Below are 17,751 nucleotides of genomic sequence, written 5' to 3' on the forward strand. Positions count from 1 at the left end.
TCGGCCAGACCCGGCACGCAGGGGAACGCGTCAGAAGGGCCGATCAGGCGTCGTGGAGATGGAGACCGGCGGCGTGCAGATGCTGCTCAACCATCGCAGGAAGATCGTCTGGGTGGTCGACGATCCCTTCGGCTCCCGCGTCCTCAAGCTCAGCCTGACCGCCATATCCCCACGACACGCCCAGACCGCGCACCCCGTTCGCATGGGCGCCGCTGATGTCGAAGCGACGATCGCCGATCATGACGACGCGGCGCTTGTCCAGTCCCTGCTCATGAAGGGCGGCTGCGATCAACTCGGGCTTCTCCGCGCCGCTATCGTCGGGGCGGGCGCCGTACACATGCTCGAACCGATTCAATAGCCCGTGCTGTTCTAGGATAGCGCGGGCAAGATGTATCGGTTTGGATGTCGCGATGAACAATCGGCGCCCGTGCGAGCCAATGACGTCGATCGCCTCACGCATCCCTGAAAAAACGGGCGTCCGGAACATCCCCTCGGCCTCGTAACGGGCGCGATAGAAGGCCATGGCCTCGTCGCAACGATCGTCGCCATAATGATTGAGGATTTCACCGATCAGGTCTCGCAGCGGCGGTCCGACCACCCAACTCAGGTCATGCGAAGGGTCTGGTTCATGGCCGAGGTCGCGCAACGTTCCGTGCAGGCTATCAATTATTCCGGCGCGGGAGTCGACGATTGTACCGTCGAGATCAAAGAGAACCGCTGTCTGCGTCCGCACCGTGTCGTCACGCTTCATTCATGGACCTCGTTTTCTGGCAATCAGTCGTGAACAAGGGAGAAGCATAGCGCTCAGGTCCTGCGATGGCGATTCATGGCCGCTAGCTTGCGCTTCAGGGAGATTGAAGCGTGAAATTGAGTGGCGGGCTGCGATAACACGCGGCATTGCGCGCCACATCGGCACCATGCGCCCGGTTTCTACGATGCAGGATGCGCGGGAATCACCTGCGAGCCCGCCGGGTTTGGGCAGTCGGCGCGTTTTGTTCGGGTTGGACTTGCTGACTGTGTCGTCCGTCGCGATAGCGAGGCTCCTTGCGTAAGAGGCAGAAGCCCTCGCCGGTCACACGTTGGTGAAAATTACTGCGTGAGCGACACCTGCCGCCCCCCGCGCCACACTTGAGAAATGCGATCCACGGCGCCGATATCGTTGCTGGGATCGGCGTCCAGGATCACAAAGTCCGCTCGCTTGCCCGTCGCCAGCACGCCGCGATCACTCAGATGCATGAGAGCAGCGGCTTGCCCCGTAGCCAGCGTCAGAGCCTGAACCGGCGTCAATCCGGCCTGAACAAGCAGACGTAGCTCGCGATGTTCGGCGTATCCAGGTATCCGCAACGGCGTTGCGCCGGAATCCGTGCCAAAACCAATATTCACGCCCGCAGCGTACAAGGTAAACAGGTTGTGTTCATTCATCACGACCGCCTTGCGCGCCGCAGCGGTTTGCGGATCGGCGAGCGTCTTTTTCCTCCACCCCGCATCCGCGAAGCGGTTCCTCAGTTCCGCACTCAATCCCTGCGTCAGCTCGGGGTCAGACAGGATATCGGGGTTATCAGCGTAGAAATAGATGGATTCATCAAGGCTGATGGTGGGGATATACCATACCCCACCACTTTTCATGGCGTTGATAAGCGTCGCGTCGACTGCGGTGTCACGCACCCCGTGCGCCAGTATGTCTGCATGGTCGGCGACCATCTCCTTGGCGTAGTGCAGATCATGGATATGGGCGGCGACCCGCAAATCATGCTCGTGCGAACGCGTGATCACCGCCTTTACGACGTCTGGCGACATGACAGGCATCGGCGCCTTGCCAGCCACTCCGTTCGTGAAGGTGTCCACCCAGATCTTGACCAGATCAGTCCCTTCCGACGCCATTTTGTCGACGGCGGCGCGAGCGGCCTCAGGCGTTGCAGGCCGTAGAACCTGTTCGTCGTCCACATGCATCATCGCAGCGGGAGGAGCGCCGCCGGGGACGCCTATGCCCTGATCCACACCAAACAGATCGGCGCCCGGATTCTGCTCCGCATGCTGCTCGCGCCGCAGATCGTCGAACAGTGGCGAGCGTGTGACGCCGAGTGCGACGACTGTGGTCACGCCGTAACGTTCATACTGCTGCAACTGGCGAAGGATTACGTCGCGCGTGAAATGCTTCGAGCCTACGTCGGTTCCCTCGTACAACCCGACATGCACATGATCGGAGACCAGGCCGGGAATCATGGTTTTGCCTGTCAGGTCGACGATGGTGGCGCCAGCCGGTGGCGTCGCCGATGCGTCGGGCGTGACCGAAACAATTTTTCCGTCCTGCATGATTACGGTCATATTCGGTTGCGCGGCGGCGCCTGAACCGTCGATGACGGAAACATGCTCGAAAAAGGTCTGATTGGAACTTGTTGCCTCTTCATGCGCGCACCCGGCAGCAAGCAGCGAGAGCGAGGTCAGGCAAACAGCCCGGAAAGTCAGTGATTTCATGAATGCCAGTTCCTTGCGATCATCACACGTCAGGCGACACGACGTCTCTTTGGGTTTTGAAACGACCGGACGCCCCGAAAGATCAATAAAAACATCCCGAACGCCACGAACAGAGCCGCATCCACGTGCCATGTCTTGAACGCCATGAGGAAATGGACTGATGCGGTCACAAGCGCCACATAAGCGAGGCGATGCAGTTTTTTCCAGTTTCGGCCCAAACGTCGGATCGCCCCGTTCGTCGACGTGAGCGCCAGCGGCGACAGACAGAGCAGCGTCAACATTCCGAAAACGAGGAACGGACGTTTTGTTATATCATCGCCAAAAATACGAAAATCAAATCGCAGGTCCAGCGCCAGATAAGCGAGCACATGCATGACCGCGTAGGAAAAGCATAGCAGCCCCAGCATTCGACGATAGGCGATCAGGTTTATGTTGAAGGCGATACGCAATGGCGTGACCAGAAGGCTTGCCAGAAGAAATCTGTAGGCCCAGAGGCCAAGAAGTTCCTCGAACGCCCGGACAGGATCTGCGCCCAGTTTGTTTTGTGCGCCCAACCAGAACCACCATGCTGCAGGACAAAGCGCAACGAAATAGAGCGTCCAGCGTGCGGCCGGAGATTTTAACCATCGTTTCAGGGATGACGATGGGCCGCCGCGAACAGACAGCGGGCTCATGCCGCGCCTGATCGAAAGAGGGCGGGAAAGGTATTTTCTGATCTGCCTCGCTTGACGCGCATCGCCCTTACGTCCGTCCGAATATCGTTGGCTCGGCCGACGCAATTGGCCAGATCGTTACAGTAGGGAGCACGTTCGTTCGCATCTGTCTCAAGATTGTTCGGCGACTGCATTACATGAACGAAAAAACGCAATCTTTCCTGATCAGGTCAAGCCCGAAAGCTGCCTGCAGGACTCACGGAGCCAAACAGTGGGCTTGTAATCTCACCCAAGGCTGCAAGGAAGGAGCGTTACCCAGCCGTAGGACGGATTGGAGGGCCTCAAAACGGATCTGGCGCATCGGCGGCTCAAGCGGGATACACCCGGCGGGTTAATAGAATTTCCGGAGATCCATGCCTGCGTAAAGCTGCGCGACCTGCGCCCCGTAACCGTTGAACATCTGTGTTGGCTTGCGCGTTTCGCCAAAGAAGCCGCCGCTGCCAATAATCCGTTCGCTAGCCTGACTCCAGCGGGGATGATCGACCTCAGGATTCACGTTCGCGTAGAATCCGTACTCGTTAGACGCCATACGATTCCACGTCGTCGGCGGCATTTCCGAGACCAGCGTGATTCTCGTGATCGATTTTATGCCCTTGAAGCCGTATTTCCATGGCGTTACGAGGCGAAGCGGCGCCCCGTTCTGATTTGGCAACAGGTCGCCGTAGAGGCCGAGGGCAAGAAACGACAGCGGGTTCATCGCCTCGTCCAGTCGCAAGCCTTCGACATAGGGCCAGTCGAGAGAGCCAAGTCCGCCTCGCTGGCCGGGCATTTGGTCCGGACGAACTACCGATTGAAACGCTACAAACTTTGCCGATCCCTGCGGTTCGGCCTTACGTAGAATATCGGCCAGAGGCACACCGTCCCACGGAATGACCATTGACCATGCCTCTACGCAGCGCATCCGGTAGACGCGGCTTTCGAGGGCGCCGCCCGCGATTAGCGTATCTACGTCCAATGTAAGTGGTTTGGCGACTGCGCCGTCTATCGTCAACGTCCATGGGCGAGGTCGAAATCCACCGGAAAGCCGCGCCGGATCGTCTTTGTCCAACCCAAATTCATAGAAATTGTTGTAGTGCGTCACGTCCTCTCGCGGCGTCAGAGGCTCGGACGCATTGAAGGGACCTGGATGCACGGAAAGCCCCGCCGCGTTCGCGATTCGCGAACCGCCAAGCAACCCTGCAGCCGCCAGCAGGCTCCGTCGTCGAAGATACGCGCGCCGAGGCGTGATTTCACTGGGACGCGGTTCAGGGAAAGAAGACGCCATGCAGCCTACTCTGTGCGAACGAGAGGGCGCCTGAATTGGCGCGCGCATCGTCGCTGGTTCTTCGTAAGGCTGTGGGGAAGAACGTCTTGCCGCAAGTAAAAAAACGGCAGGATTTCGGTAAGACGTTTGGCGTAGGATGAACGCAGCAACCAAAAAGCGTCTATCAAGCGTTGCGCTTTGTCAGGTGGGGGTGGTTTTTAAAGCACCCTTTCTGCTGAAAAGCTGAAAACGACCTGATCCTGATTTGCGGTCAGAATATGCCCATAAACTTGGATTTCTTTTCGTGCTGCGTCGGCGTGGCGCCCTGTGTCGGCGGGTTGCCGAGAGCTGCGTTGGCCTTCAGACGCCGATTTTCGGACTCGCCGTCCACGACGCCGCCCGCGCCGCCACCCTTCCAGAACAGCAGTTGATCAACGTAGCTTTTGTCGCCGGCAGCGCCCAGTTCACCCTGGTTCGGTTGGGTGGAAGATGTTCCGGCTTCGCTGATCAGAAGACTCTGCCCTTCGCTGGCGCTGCCGGAAGAACCGTGGAGCGCGACCTCAGGGGAGAGGGTTTCCAGCGCCTGCAGCCGTTCGCTTTCGTCCTGCGGACGCGAGGCTCCGGTGGAAGGCGGCGCAAGTTCACTTGACGGCGGCATCGACAGCGGGGAGCGCGTGGTGACGGTGTACTCGTCCGGAACACTGCGCTCCAGACCAAAGGCGCGGCTTACGTCCGCGCCGGAGCATCCGGACAGCGAGATAGCCAGACTGGCGACGCCTACCGTAGACAGAAGAGCCGAATTTACTCGCACCATAAACGCCCCATTACCTAGTCATCCGCAACAGGTTTGCGGCCGTCAGCCGGTCTTTCGCCCGTCCTGGAGGAGGCCGTCGACGATCAGCGCAGCGACGCTGCAAACGATCGCCGAGTCAGCGACATTGAACACATACCATGACCATCCGGCCGCGTGTAGGTGAATAAAATCCACCACCGCGCCATAGCGTAACCGGTCGATGACGTTGCCGATTGCGCCGCCAGCGATTGCCCCGACCGCGCAGGTAATCAGCGGCCGACGCGACCGCGCCATCCACACCAGTAGGCCGCCGACGATCAGCAGTGCGACCGCAGAGAAAATGATGCGCCCCGATGAGCCTGCGCGGGAAAACATACCGAACGTAACGGCGGTGTTCCACACCATCGTGAAGTTTAGCCCCGGCAGGATCGGTACCGATCCTTTGTCTGGCAGATGGAAGCCATAAAGGATCCAATATTTGCTGAGCTGGTCCGCCGAAAGAACGATCATCGTCGTGAGCAACCCAAGGCCGAGAGCCCCGCGCGAACCACGTCCGGTGGCTTCTCCTGTCGTGTTGGGCATTGTTTCGAACGCCGTCACGGGCAAGCGCCTGTTCGGCCTTCGACAACGCTGGCGCAGCGAAAACAAAGGGTCGGGTGCGCAGCCGTCTTTCCAACCTCTGGCAGAACCCGCCAGCAGCGCGCGCATTTCTCGCCGACCGCCGGGGTGATCAGCGGCGGCCCGTGGGGCGCTCCGGCGTCGATGTCGGCGGTGAGCGGGGCGAGGTAAACCGACGTCGCGCCCGGAACCACGGACACTTCCGTATGGGAGACAATGGCGAGATCGCTCCAGTCGACGCCCGCGAACGCGCCCGCTTCGGCTTCGGAAAGCGGCAACTCCACCTGAGCCTGCAAGGAAGAACCCACCAGACCGCTTCGGCGCGCTTCCTCGATTTCCGTCGTGATCACGCGACGCACGGCGCGCAGCGTGACCCAACGCTCGCCAAGCTCCGGGTTGTGCCACTCGCCCGGAAGGTCCGGGAACTGTTCGAGATGCACGCTCGTCTGCTCGCCGAACCGCGCCGTCCAGGCGTCGTCGGCCGTGAACACCAGCACCGGCGCGAGCCACGTCGCGAGACAGCGATGCAGGATGTCGAGCACCGTGCGAGTTGCGCGTCGACGATGGCTGTCGATGGCGTCGCAGTACAGCGCGTCCTTGCGGACGTCGAAATAGAAAGCCGACAGATCGGTGGTGCAGAAACCGTGCAACGCGGGATACACGCCGACCCACTCATGAGTCTCTACCGCTCGTGCGATCAGGCCGCCGAGTTCCGTCAGGCGATGAAGCACCCAGCGTTCGAGTTCCGGCAATTCAGCGTAGGGCACGATCTCAGCTTCGGAGAAACCTTCCAGCGCGCCCAGAAGCCAGCGCAGTGTGTTGCGTAGGCGGCGGTACAGTTCGCCCTGCTGCTTGAGGATTTCCTTGCCGATGCGGAGATCTTCGTTGGTGTCGGAATTCATCACCCACAGGCGCAGGATATCCGCGCCGAGAGTGTCGTTGACGTCCTGCGGAGCGACGACGTTGCCGAGCGACTTCGACATCTTGCGACCATGCTCGTCCAGAACGAAGCCGTTGGTCACCAGAGCCTTGAAAGGCGAGATGCCGCGCGTCCCGACGCTTTCCAGCAACGAGGACTGGAACCAGCCGCGATGCTGGTCAGAGCCTTCCAGATACAGGTCCGCAGGGAACTGCAACTCGTCCGAGCCCAGCACGAAGGAGTGCGTCGATCCGCTCTCGAACCAGACATCGACGATGTCGAACACCTGCTCGTAATCGTCAGCGTTATAGGCGTTGCCCAGGAAACGCTTCGGCTCGTCCTTGTACCACGCGTCGGCGCCTTCCGTGCGGAACGCCTCGACGATGCGCTGCATCACTTCCGGGTCGCGCAGAACCTGCCCCGTCGCCTTCTCCACGAACACGGCGATCGGCACGCCCCAGGCGCGCTGACGCGAGATGCACCAGTCCGGGCGGCTCTCGACCATCGACGTCAGACGGTTGCGGGACTGCTCCGGCACAAAAGTTACGTCTTCCAGCGCCTTCAGCGCGGAAACACGGAGTTCGCCTTCGCCGTCCATGCGGATGAACCATTGCGGCGTGGCGCGGTAGATGACCGGCGTGCGGGAACGCCACGAATGCGGGTAGGAGTGAACAAGCGTCCCACGGGCTACCAGACCGGCAGGGGCGTCGCCCGCCTGATTGGCGTGCTCCATCGCCGCCGACAGGGCCTCGCACACCGGATCGGCGGCCTTGAAGACGTGGCCGCCCGCGAACAGCGGCGTGTGCGGCGCGTAACGGCCGTCATCCATCACCAGTTCAGGGACTTCGATCCCGTGCGCGACGGAGACGATGAAGTCGTCCTCGCCATGCGAGGGCGCCATGTGGACGAGGCCGGTGCCCGCGTCGGTCGTGACGAAATCGCCCGGCAGCAGCGGCACGTCGAAATCATAGCCGTCGCCGCGCAGCGGGTGAGCGCATTGCGCGCCCGCCAGAGCCTCTCCCGGCAGGGTGTAGAGAATGTGATGCGTCAGGATTCCGGCTGCGCTGCAAACGGAACTGACCAGTTCTTCCGCGACAAGAATCTTTGCTCCGGCCTCGAGCTTCGCCTCGGGCGTCGTCTCGTCAACGCGCAGGACGACGTAGGTGATCTCCGGGCCATAGGCGATGGCGCGGTTGGCCGGGATGGTCCACGGCGTGGTCGTCCAGATAACCGCAGACACGCCGTCGAGCGCGCCTGCCGCCGTGGGATCCTTGATGAACGGAAACGCGACGAAAATGGTCGTCGAGGTGTGGTCGTGGTACTCGATTTCCGCGTCCGCCAGAGCGGTCTTTTCAACCGGGCTCCACATGACCGGACGCAGGCCGCGATACAGCCCGCCGTTCAGCAGGAACTGCCCGATCTCGCCCACGATCGCTGCTTCGGACGAGAAATCCATCGTGGCGTAGCGTCGCGCCCATTCGGCCTGTACGCCGAGACGCTTGAATTCCGCCATCTGCACGTCGAGCCAGCGCCCGGCCCATTCGCGACATTCGGCGCGGAACTGGAGGACCGGAACGGCGTCCTTGTCCTTCTTCGCCTTGCGGTATTCCTCTTCGACCTTCCATTCGATCGGAAGACCGTGACAGTCCCAGCCCGGGACGTAATGCACCGCGTAGCCCGACATGCGGTGGCTGCGGTTGATGACGTCCTTGAGAATTTTGTTCAGCGCGTGGCCGATATGAAGATGGCCGTTGGCGTAGGGGGGACCGTCATGCAGGGTGAAAACGGGCCTGCCTTTGGCTGCGTCGGCGATCTTCCGATCAAGCTCCAGCGCGTCCCAGCGCGCCAGCAGATCCGGCTCACGCGTCGGAAGGTTGCCGCGCATCGGAAAGGACGTGACCGGCAGAAAAACCGTCTCCCGGTAAATGTCAGGCGCGGCGTTCCCGTTCGAGCGGGCGGCGTCGGGCTTCTTGTCTCGGGACTCGGTCATCGTCTGGGCCATCTGTCGTGTAAGGTCGGCGAAACGCCAACGGGCGGGAACGTCAAGAAACGGCGAGGCGAGGGAGAACCACCCCGTCGAAGAGTGGTGTTATGCGAAGGTCCATGACCCGCGGTCAAGGCGAAGGTCTGGCGCAGTGGAATGGGGAGCACGGATTTCCTGTTCGGCCGGAATCACGGTTATGTTGCGGGCCGACGCAGGACGTCGGGCCACAGACGTCCTGCGTCGGTGCGAACATCCGCACGCGTCGTGGCATCGGAGCGATTGACGACATGAGCACTCACATCACCGGCCAATGCCTCTGCGGCGCGATCACCTACGAAATTACAGGGGAGCCACTGGTTTCAGGGCTGTGCAACTGCACCGACTGCCAGAAGCAGACCGGAAGCTCCTTCTCCCACGTCGTGATTTTCAAGGCCGAAGATTACCGACAGCATGGCGAGACCGGGAGCCACGATACGCGGGGCGACAGCGGAGATATGGTGACGCGCCATTTCTGCAGGAACTGTGGCTCTCCCATCCGCAGCGAAGTTCCGTCGATGAGTCATCTGGCGATCGTCAAGGCGGGCACGCTGGAGCATCCAGGCGATTTTCCGCCGTCAGTGGAGCTTTACTGCAAGGACAGGCTGTCGTGGCTTCCGACGCTGGAGAAGGTCACGCGGTACGAGGCGGGATCACGGTAACCGTCCCTTACGTTCCGATCCTTCGATGGAGCCGATTGCGTTGGTTGTTTCGACCGTAGCAATTCTCTCCTGGGCGGGGCCTGTATTACGAGCGCCGTCACATCCATACCTAAACGGCTACGAAGACACCGGCGGCTTCGGTTTGTAGGGTCCCTTGCGCCGGGACGACATTTCGCGAACGGTAGGGCTGAGGTCTTTATTCGATAGCTCGTGCGGCTTAGCCTTGGCGGGGGCCCTCTTGAATCCCCTCGCCACACGACGGCACACTCACCCAGAACAGGGGGAGAGGCCACATGCTGCTGGTTCGGGGCGGAACAGTGATTACGGCGGACTCGTCGCAGCCTGCGGACGTACTCTGTGGCGACGACGGCGCGATACTTGCGGTTGGTTCCGGTCTGGAGCGTCCGACCGGCGCTCAGGTTCTCGACGCGGGCGGCCTGCTGGTCATGCCCGGCGGCATCGACCCGCACACCCACATGGAAATGCCCTTCATGGGGGAGGTCGCGTCCGACGACTTCTTCACCGGCACGGCGGCGGGGCTGGCTGGCGGCACGACCTCCATCATCGACTTCGTGATCCCCGAACAGGGCGGCTCCCTGATCGACGCGTGGCGCGCTTGGCGGTCCAAGGCGGAAAAAGCGGCGGCGGATTACGGGTTTCATGTCGCCGTTACCCATTGGGACGAGCGCGTCAGCGAGGAGATGGGCGAGCTGGTGCGCGATCACGGCGTGTCGTCGTTCAAGCATTTCATGGCCTACAAGGGCGCGTTGATGGTCGATGACGGCGTGCTGATGCGCTCACTCGCCCGCGCGTTCGAACTCGGCGCGCTGTGCAACATCCACGCGGAGAACGGGGAGGCCGTGGCGTGGCTTCAGGCCGACCTGCTCGCACATGGTCTGACGGGTCCGGCCTCGCATGCAGCCTCCCGCCCGCCGCTGGTTGAAGGCGAGGCTGCGCAGCGCGTCATCGCCATTGCGGGGGTGCATGGAGCGCCCGTCTATATCGTTCATGTCTCGACCGAGGACGCGACCAGAGCCATTGCCGAAGCCCGCGCGCGCGGGCAGCGCGTGTACGGTGAGGTGCTGGCCCAGCATCTGGTGATCGACGACAGCGTCTACAAAACTGACGACTGGCTGTCCTCGGCGCGCCACGTGATGAGCCCGCCGTTTCGCCCGCGCCATCATCTCGACGCGCTGTGGGCGGGCCTCGCCTCAGGCACGTTGCAGACGACGGCAACGGATCACTGCTGCTTCTGTGAAGGCGCCAAGCGGAAAGGCGAGAACGATTTCACGAAAATTCCGAACGGCACGCCGGGTATTGAGGACCGCATGAGCGTGCTTTGGGATCATGGCGTGCGGACCGGCCGCCTGACGCCGCAGGAATTCGTCGCCGTAACCTCGACGAACACGGCGCGCATATTCAACATGCATCCGCGTAAAGGGCTGATCGCCGTGGGCGCGGACGCCGATCTTGTGTTGTGGGACCCGGAGGGTAGCCGCACGATATCGGCGGCCACTCACCATCAGAACGTGGACTACAATGTTTTTGAAGGAATGACTGTGACGGGCCTTGCGCGACATACAATCACTCGCGGCGTTCTGGCGTGGAGCGATGGAGATCTTCGCGCCGTGCGTGGCGCAGGACGGTATGTGGAGCGTCCGTGCGGCAACGCAGATATGATGGCGTCCACGCTGCGCGCCGCCGCGCGCGACCCGCTGGTGGTGGCGTGAGCCGCGTGTCCGGCGCATCGTTACGCGCGGCGGCGCTCCTTGCCGCGTGCGCCGTCGGTCCGCTTTCCGCCTGCGCCCCGAGCAGCGTCGCGACCACCGTGACGCCGCCCGTCGCGTCTTCCGTTCAGGCGCCTGCGCAGCCGCTCGTCGAGCAGCCCGCCAATGTCGGCGACGCCAAGATCGCAGCGCTCGATTACTATAACAGCGGCCGCTACCTGAAAGATGTCGGGGTCGTCGCGGACGCGGCGCGCGCATGGGTGCAGGAAGAGGCGCCGGGCGCGAGCAAACCCGCCATCGTGCTCGATATTGACGAAACGTCGCTCTCGAACTGGCCCATGACCAAGGCCGACGATTTCGGTTATTTCCCCAAAGGGTCTTGCGACACGCTCCCTGCCGGTCCTTGCGGCGCAGAAGCGTGGGAGCTTTCTGGCAGAGCGAAGGCGTTGCCGCCCATGCTCGCGCTCTATCAGGCGGCGCGGGCCGCCAATGTGGCGGTGTTCTTTGTGACAGGACGGCGCGAGGTTGAGCGAAAATCGACCACGGCTAACCTGCTGAACGCCGGATATCGTGACTTTGCGGCGCTTTATCTCAAGCCGAACGCCATGAAAGTCGCCTCCGCAGCAGACTATAAAACGCCGGTCCGCCAGTCGATCGAAGCGCAGGGATATACGATCATTGCGAATATCGGCGACCAGCCGTCCGATCTCGCAGGCGGTCACGCCGAGAAGACTTTCCTGCTTCCCAACCCGTTCTATAGGGTGCGATAGATCGTTTCGAAATCGGCTCGGGAGCGCCTCCGGGCGGCGGACGGCGCAGGCGTTTCATCCGGGGGGATGGGGAGCGTTTGGGGTGTGCGCTGCAGTCAGTCTGGTTTCGTGCATGTGAGGGGGGATATATGCGGGACGCCATCAGGTTCTGGCTCGGCGACGAACTGATCACGCTGCGTGACGTCGGGCCGACCGTGACCGCGTTGGACTGGCTGCGTGAGACGCGTGGTCGCAAGGGAACCAAGGAAGGCTGTAACGAAGGCGATTGCGGCGCCTGCACGATCCTCGTCGTAAGGCTGTCGCCTGAGGATGGCGCGCTGCAATGGAACGCAGTCAACGCCTGTATCCAGTTTCTGCCGATGCTGGACGGCGCACAGGTCTACACCGTTGAGGATTTGCGCGACCCCTCTGGCGCGTTGCACCCTGTTCAGGCGGCCATGGTTGAACAGCATGGATCGCAATGCGGCTTCTGCACGCCGGGATTCGTCATGTCGATGGTCGCGTTTCGCAAGCGCGTCGCGTCGATGGACCGCTCGCCGACCGACGCGGAGATCGACGACGCGCTGGCCGGAAATCTCTGCCGTTGCACCGGCTATGCCCCGATCGTCCGCGCCATGCAGCAGGCGCTGGACGCAGGCCCGGACCGGTTCGACACTATCGAGGCCGATATCGCGCAACGCCTGAGCGCGCTCATGGACGGGCTGGGCGCAAGTCTGGAGGGTGCGAAAGGGCGTGTCACCACTCCGGCGTCCTCCGACGAGCTGGCGGCGGTCATGGCCGCGACCCCGCACGCGCGGATCGTGGCGGGTGCCACGGATGTCGGCCTGTGGGTAACCAAGCTGGGTCGTGCGCTGCCGCATGTGGTTTTTATCGGGCAGACGCCCGACCTTAACCGGATCGAACGGACGGAAGCGGGCGTCACGCTCGGCGCCGCCGTCACATGGAGCCGGGCGGAAGACGCGCTGTGCGCGCTCCAGCCGGGAATGCGCGAGACGATCCGGCGGATCGGCGCCCGGCCTGTTCGAAACTCTGGCACTGTGTGCGGCAATATCGCGAATGGATCACCCATAGGCGACGGTCCTCCGCTTCTGATCGCAGCCGGTGCGCAGCTTCTGCTGCGCCGGGGCGATGTGCGTCGGCGGATTCCGCTGGAAAGTTTTTTCATTGATTACGGCGTGCAGGATCGAGCGCCCAGCGAATTCGTCGAAGGCGTTTTTATCCCGCTTCCGGAGCCCGGAACCCGGTTCGCCGGATACAAGGTCTCCAAACGTTTTGATCAGGATATTTCGGCTGTGATGGCGGGATTTTCCCTGCGTATCGAATGCGGCGTGGTCAACGATGTTCGCCTCGCGTTCGGCGGCATGGCGGGGACGCCCAAGAGGGCTGCTGCTGCGGAGGCTGCGCTCCTGGGCCGTCCATGGGACGAGGCTGCACTGGAGAAGGCGCGGGAAGCGCTGGCGCAGGACTTCACGCCGCTGAGCGACATGCGCGCAAGCGCCTGGTATCGCCTCGAAGTTGCACGAAATCTTCTGACCCGTTTTCACGCCGAGACGACCGGCGGGACGCGCGTTTCCGTCTACACTTCCGCGACGGAGGCCGTCGATGCCTGAAGGCGGCGTCATCGCGAACGATGAAACGGTGGACCAGCCGCAGGGGCGAGCGTCGCATTCCCTGCGGCATGAAAGCGCGGAACTGCACGTAGCAGGCGCCGCCGCCTATATCGACGATCTGCCCGAGCCAAAGGGCGTGCTGCATCTCGCGCCGGGCCTGTCCACTGTGGCGCGCGGACGTATCCTGTCGATGGATCTGGACGCCGTGCGCGCGGCGCCGGGCGTCGTTCGGGTGCTCGCCGCTGCGGATATACCCGGTGAGAACGACGTAAGCCCCGTCGGCAAACACGACGAACCGCTGCTGACCAGCGACGACGTCTCGTTCTGCGGGCAGTTGCTCTTCGTCGTCGTCGGGGAGACGCGCGCACAGGCGCGTTCGGCGGCGAGGTTTGCCAAAATCGAATACGAGCGAGAACCGCCCGTGCTGGACATTGCACAGGCGAAGGCGGCGGGTGGGGATCTTGTCTGGCGCTCCCTGACCATGCGTCGCGGTGATGTAGAGAAAGGCCTGAACGAAGCCCCACGTCGTCTCTCGGGCGAGATTACGATGGGTGGGCAGGAGCACTTCTACCTTGAAGGGCAGGCCGCAATGGCGATCCCCGGCGAAGACGGGGAGATGCGTGTCTGGTCCTCCACCCAGCACCCGACTGAAACACAGGTGATGATCACCCACGTCCTCGATTTGCCGAGCGCGCTGGTGACGGTCGAGGTCCGCCGAATGGGCGGGGGTTTTGGAGGGAAGGAGACGCAGGCTAACGCCGTCGCATGCCTCGCGGCGCTGGCGGCGTCTCTGACTGGCAGGCCTGCCAAGATGCGCCTCGACCGGGACGACGACATGATGTCGACCGGCAAGCGGCACGATTTTCACATTGAATACGACGTCGGTTTTGACGACGACGGACGGATACGCGCCGTCGACATGACACTGGCCGCGCGTTGCGGCTGGTCGGCTGATCTGTCAGGGCCGGTGACGGATCGTGCGCTGTTTCATGCAGACAACGCCTATTACTATCCCGATGTGCGGCTGCGCTCCCTGCCGCTGCGCACCAACACGCAGTCGAACACCGCCTATCGCGGCTTCGGCGGGCCGCAGGGCATTGGCGGCGCGGAGCGGGTGATTGAGGAAATCGCTTACGCCACCGGCCTTGATCCGCTCGAAGTGCGTCTGCGCAACGTCTATGCGTCCGGCACGCCGCGCGACGTTACGCCTTATCATATGCAGGTCGAGGACTCGATCGCAGCCGACATCATGAAATCGCTTGCAAAAGACAGCGAGTATTTTGAAAGAAAACAGGCGGCCCGGCGCTTCAATGCCGACAGCCGTTTCATCAGGCGTGGACTCGCACTGACGCCGGTCAAGTTTGGCATCGCGTTCACCGCCACGCATTACAATCAGGCCGGCGCGCTGGTGCATATCTACACGGATGGCTCCGTGCAGGTGAACCATGGCGGGTGCGAGATGGGGCAGGGGCTCCATACGAAGATGACGCAGGTCGTCATGCGCGAACTGGCGCTCGACGCGTCGCGCGTGCGCATCACCGCGACCAACACCGGCAAGGTTCCGAACACCTCCGCCACGGCGGCGTCGTCGGGCGCGGACCTCAACGGCATGGCGGTGCTTGATGCGGTCACGCGGATCAAGACGCGGCTGGTCGCGTTCGCCGCTGAAAAATGGAAAGTCGCCGAAGACGCCGTCACGTTCGGCGCCGACGGCGTCAGCGTGGGCGATCGCACCATACCGTTTTCAGAACTCGTGAAAGCGGCTTACTTCGCACGGGTGTCCCTGTCCTCCAGCGGTTTTTACAAAACGCCGAAAATTCATTGGGATCAGGACACTGGCCGCGGCCGTCCTTTTCTCTACTTCGCCTATGGCGCCGCCTGCTCGGAAGTCGCCGTGGACCTGCTGACCGGAGAAATGCGGATCGAGCGGGTCGATATCCTTCACGACGCGGGTCGATCGCTCAATCCGGCCATAGACATAGGACAGGTCGAGGGCGCGTTTGTGCAGGGCGCGGGCTGGCTGACGACCGAGGAACTGGTCTGGGACTCGTCTGGTCGCCTGCGGACGCACGCGCCAAGCACTTACAAGATCCCCGGCTGTTCCGATCGCCCTCGCGTTTTCAACGTCCGCCTGCTCGACGAAGCGCCAAATCGCGAGGAGACGATCTTTCGCTCCAAGGCTGTCGGAGAACCGCCGTTCGTGCACGGTTTTTCGGTCCTGCACGCGATCTCGGACGCACTGGCCAGCATCGACGACTACCGCACATGTCCGCGTCTCGACGCGCCCGCGACGCCGGAGACGATTCTGCGTTGCGTCGCCAGATTGCGGCAGGCGGCGGGTTCCCGCGTGGCCTCCGCGCCCGCAGATGGATGAGAAGGTCGAAGCCTTGCGCCGCTGGCGGGACGATGGCCGTCCTGTCGCCTGTGTGACGATCACGCGGGCGCAGGGCTCCTCACCACGCGAGGCCGGGGCCTTCATGCTAGTGAACGCGGATGCCGCCAGTGGTACAATCGGGGGCGGCGAGTTGGAGTGGCGGGCGACCTGCGCGGCGCGAGAGGCGCTTTCATGCGACGTGCGAACAAAGACCTTGTCCGTGCCTCTGGGGCCGGAAATAGGACAGTGTTGCGGTGGGCGCGTCGATCTGCGCATTGAAAGGCTCGACGCGAACGGCTTCGCCGCGCTCGAACGCTCGCTGCTGCAGGAACGTGCGAAGCGTCCCACGTTGATCCTTTTCGGGGCGGGCCACGTCGGTCGTGCGCTGGCGTCATCATTGTCGGCGCTGCCTCTGCGCCTGATCTGGGCGGACTCACGGCCTGAGGAATTCGGAACTATTCCTCAAGGCGTGGAGATCGAGGACACTGGCGACTGGGAAAGAATCGTCGCCGACGCGCCTTCAGGTTCTGGCGCCCTCGTTCTCACGCACAGCCACGCTCTGGATGCGTTGGTCGTCGTGGCGCTACTTGAGCGTGGAGATTTCGCTTATGTCGGCATGATCGGATCGACGACGAAGCGCCGCAGGTTTGAAAGCAGCTTTCGTGAAATTGGTTTGCCTGACGAGCGGATCGCAACGTTGATCTGCCCGATCGGTGATCGCGGAGTGCGCGACAAGAGGCCTGAAGTGATCGCGGCCCTTGTCGCCGCCGAAATCGTCGAACGTCTGCTGCACGCCAGGCCCTTGGAGAGAACGTCGTAATGGATTGGCGTCTTGGACGCGTGCTGCGGCTTCATGACCGGGCGCTGCTGTATTTCGACGCAGTACGTCAGCATGGCTCCATCCGGGAGGCGGCCCGTCAGCTGAACGTGACGCCATCGGCGCTGACGCGACAATTGGGGCAGATGGAAGCCGAGATCGGCGCGCCGTTGTTCGATAGGCTGCCGGGCGGCATGGCCCTGACGGCGGCAGGGGAACTTGTCGCCCGCCACATCGTCACGGTGGTTCAGGACGCCACGCGTACCGACGAGCGGCTTGCGGCGCTCAGGGGTGCGAGGGCAGGGAGCATCAGGATCATGGCCGTGTCCGGGGTTATGGGCGGTCTGCTCGTGCGTGTGCTGCAGCGCATGATGACGCGTCATCCTGGCGTCAACCTTCATGTCGAACCCGGAGCGCCTGACATGATTGCCGACGCGCTCGCGCAGGGGCGAACCGATCTGGGGGTGGCGTTCTCGATGCCGCCGACGAACGATCTCATGCCGGTCGCGAGAGTCAATTTCCCGCTGGGCGTCCTTGCCCCCGTTGGTCACCCGATCGCGGGAAAGGCGGCGGTGACGATGGCGGAATGCGTCACACATCGCCTGATCCTTCCGTCACGCTCTCTTTCGCTGCAATGGGTTCTGCAGCCGCTTCTCAGGCCATACCGGGACAAGCTGGACGTGGTGCTTGAAACTGGCTCGATTGAGTTGATGAACCGCATGGCGGCGGCAGGCGCAGGTATCGCGTTCCAGTCGCCTCTGGCGCTGGAGCCGGGCGATACCGGGCTAGTGCATGTGCCGCTCGACGATGCAAACGCGCTGACTGATCTGGGCGTCTATGTCCGGGAAGCCCGATGGCTGCCCCCGGCGCTTGAAGCTCTTGTCGAGGAGATGCGAGAGGCGTTGGAGGAAACCGCCGGAGGGGTGTCGTAGGAGAGCTGGTTCCGTTGGGTACCGTTGCCCGCAGTGCTCTTTAATGGCGTCCGAGGCCTCTGTCGCAATTAAGGCAGA

14 protein-coding genes are annotated in these 17,751 nt (G+C 62.6%); 7 read left to right on the forward strand and 7 right to left on the reverse strand.

Features of this window, described 5'->3' with window-relative positions; translation table 11 throughout:
• Window positions 1-43: 43 nt before the first annotated feature.
• The 7 genes from J2D73_RS11190 to ileS all read right to left on the reverse strand — a co-directional run bounded on the left by J2D73_RS11190 (window position 44) and on the right by ileS (window position 8,751).
• Entirely contained in the window at window positions 44-751 is a 708-nt protein-coding gene (locus J2D73_RS11190) for an HAD hydrolase-like protein (protein ID WP_207881645.1), read from the reverse strand.
• Between the two features lie 338 nt (window positions 752-1,089).
• On the reverse strand, window positions 1,090-2,475 hold the full coding sequence (locus J2D73_RS11195; RefSeq protein ID WP_207881646.1) for an amidohydrolase family protein: 1,386 nt from the start codon (window positions 2,473-2,475) through the stop codon (window positions 1,090-1,092).
• A 29-nt stretch (window positions 2,476-2,504) separates the two neighbouring features.
• Window positions 2,505-3,149 carry a protein-methionine-sulfoxide reductase heme-binding subunit MsrQ gene (gene msrQ, locus J2D73_RS11200; RefSeq protein ID WP_207881647.1) on the reverse strand — a complete coding sequence of 215 codons (645 nt, stop codon included), beginning with the start codon at window positions 3,147-3,149 and terminating at the stop codon, window positions 2,505-2,507.
• 370 nt (window positions 3,150-3,519) lie between these two features.
• Complete coding sequence (gene msrP, locus J2D73_RS11205; protein WP_207881648.1) at window positions 3,520-4,452, reverse strand: protein-methionine-sulfoxide reductase catalytic subunit MsrP; 933 nt, start codon at window positions 4,450-4,452, stop codon at window positions 3,520-3,522.
• A gap of 250 nt (window positions 4,453-4,702) precedes the next feature.
• Window positions 4,703-5,245 carry a DUF3035 domain-containing protein gene (locus J2D73_RS11210; RefSeq protein ID WP_086643352.1) on the reverse strand — a complete coding sequence of 181 codons (543 nt, stop codon included), beginning with the start codon at window positions 5,243-5,245 and terminating at the stop codon, window positions 4,703-4,705.
• A gap of 42 nt (window positions 5,246-5,287) precedes the next feature.
• Complete coding sequence (gene lspA / locus J2D73_RS11215; RefSeq protein ID WP_207881649.1) at window positions 5,288-5,806, reverse strand: signal peptidase II; 519 nt, start codon at window positions 5,804-5,806, stop codon at window positions 5,288-5,290.
• Window positions 5,807-5,820: 14 nt separating this feature from the next.
• Window positions 5,821-8,751, reverse strand: coding sequence for an isoleucine--tRNA ligase (ileS, locus tag J2D73_RS11220; RefSeq protein WP_207881650.1), 2,931 nt, complete (start codon window positions 8,749-8,751; stop codon window positions 5,821-5,823).
• A gap of 113 nt (window positions 8,752-8,864) precedes the next feature.
• Between ileS and J2D73_RS11225 the strand changes: the two genes are divergently transcribed.
• The 7 genes from J2D73_RS11225 to J2D73_RS11255 all read left to right on the forward strand — a co-directional run bounded on the left by J2D73_RS11225 (window position 8,865) and on the right by J2D73_RS11255 (window position 17,673).
• On the forward strand, window positions 8,865-9,443 hold the full coding sequence (locus J2D73_RS11225; protein WP_207881651.1) for a GFA family protein: 579 nt from the start codon (window positions 8,865-8,867) through the stop codon (window positions 9,441-9,443).
• A 293-nt stretch (window positions 9,444-9,736) separates the two neighbouring features.
• The gene (gene hydA, locus J2D73_RS11230) at window positions 9,737-11,173 is read left to right on the forward strand and encodes a dihydropyrimidinase (protein ID WP_207881652.1); all 1,437 of its coding nucleotides are present in this window, start codon (window positions 9,737-9,739) and stop codon (window positions 11,171-11,173) included.
• On the forward strand, window positions 11,170-11,940 hold the full coding sequence (locus tag J2D73_RS11235) for an HAD family acid phosphatase (RefSeq protein ID WP_341535077.1): 771 nt from the start codon (window positions 11,170-11,172) through the stop codon (window positions 11,938-11,940). The genes hydA and J2D73_RS11235 overlap by 4 nt, the downstream gene beginning before the upstream one ends.
• Before the next feature lie 128 nt (window positions 11,941-12,068).
• The gene (xdhA, locus tag J2D73_RS11240) at window positions 12,069-13,550 is read left to right on the forward strand and encodes a xanthine dehydrogenase small subunit (RefSeq protein ID WP_207881653.1); all 1,482 of its coding nucleotides are present in this window, start codon (window positions 12,069-12,071) and stop codon (window positions 13,548-13,550) included.
• Window positions 13,543-15,924 carry a xanthine dehydrogenase molybdopterin binding subunit gene (xdhB, locus tag J2D73_RS11245; protein WP_207881654.1) on the forward strand — a complete coding sequence of 794 codons (2,382 nt, stop codon included), beginning with the start codon at window positions 13,543-13,545 and terminating at the stop codon, window positions 15,922-15,924. The genes xdhA and xdhB overlap by 8 nt, the downstream gene beginning before the upstream one ends.
• Window positions 15,917-16,744, forward strand: coding sequence for a xanthine dehydrogenase accessory protein XdhC (xdhC, locus tag J2D73_RS11250; protein ID WP_207881655.1), 828 nt, complete (start codon window positions 15,917-15,919; stop codon window positions 16,742-16,744). The genes xdhB and xdhC overlap by 8 nt, the downstream gene beginning before the upstream one ends.
• Window positions 16,744-17,673, forward strand: a complete 930-nt coding sequence (locus J2D73_RS11255) for a LysR family transcriptional regulator (RefSeq protein ID WP_207881656.1) — start codon at window positions 16,744-16,746, stop codon at window positions 17,671-17,673. The genes xdhC and J2D73_RS11255 overlap by 1 nt, the downstream gene beginning before the upstream one ends.
• Window positions 17,674-17,751 lie beyond the last annotated feature (78 nt).

It is taken from the genome of Acetobacter sacchari (genome assembly GCF_017377715.1).
In the GTDB taxonomy this organism is placed as follows: domain Bacteria; phylum Pseudomonadota; class Alphaproteobacteria; order Acetobacterales; family Acetobacteraceae; genus Acetobacter; species Acetobacter sacchari.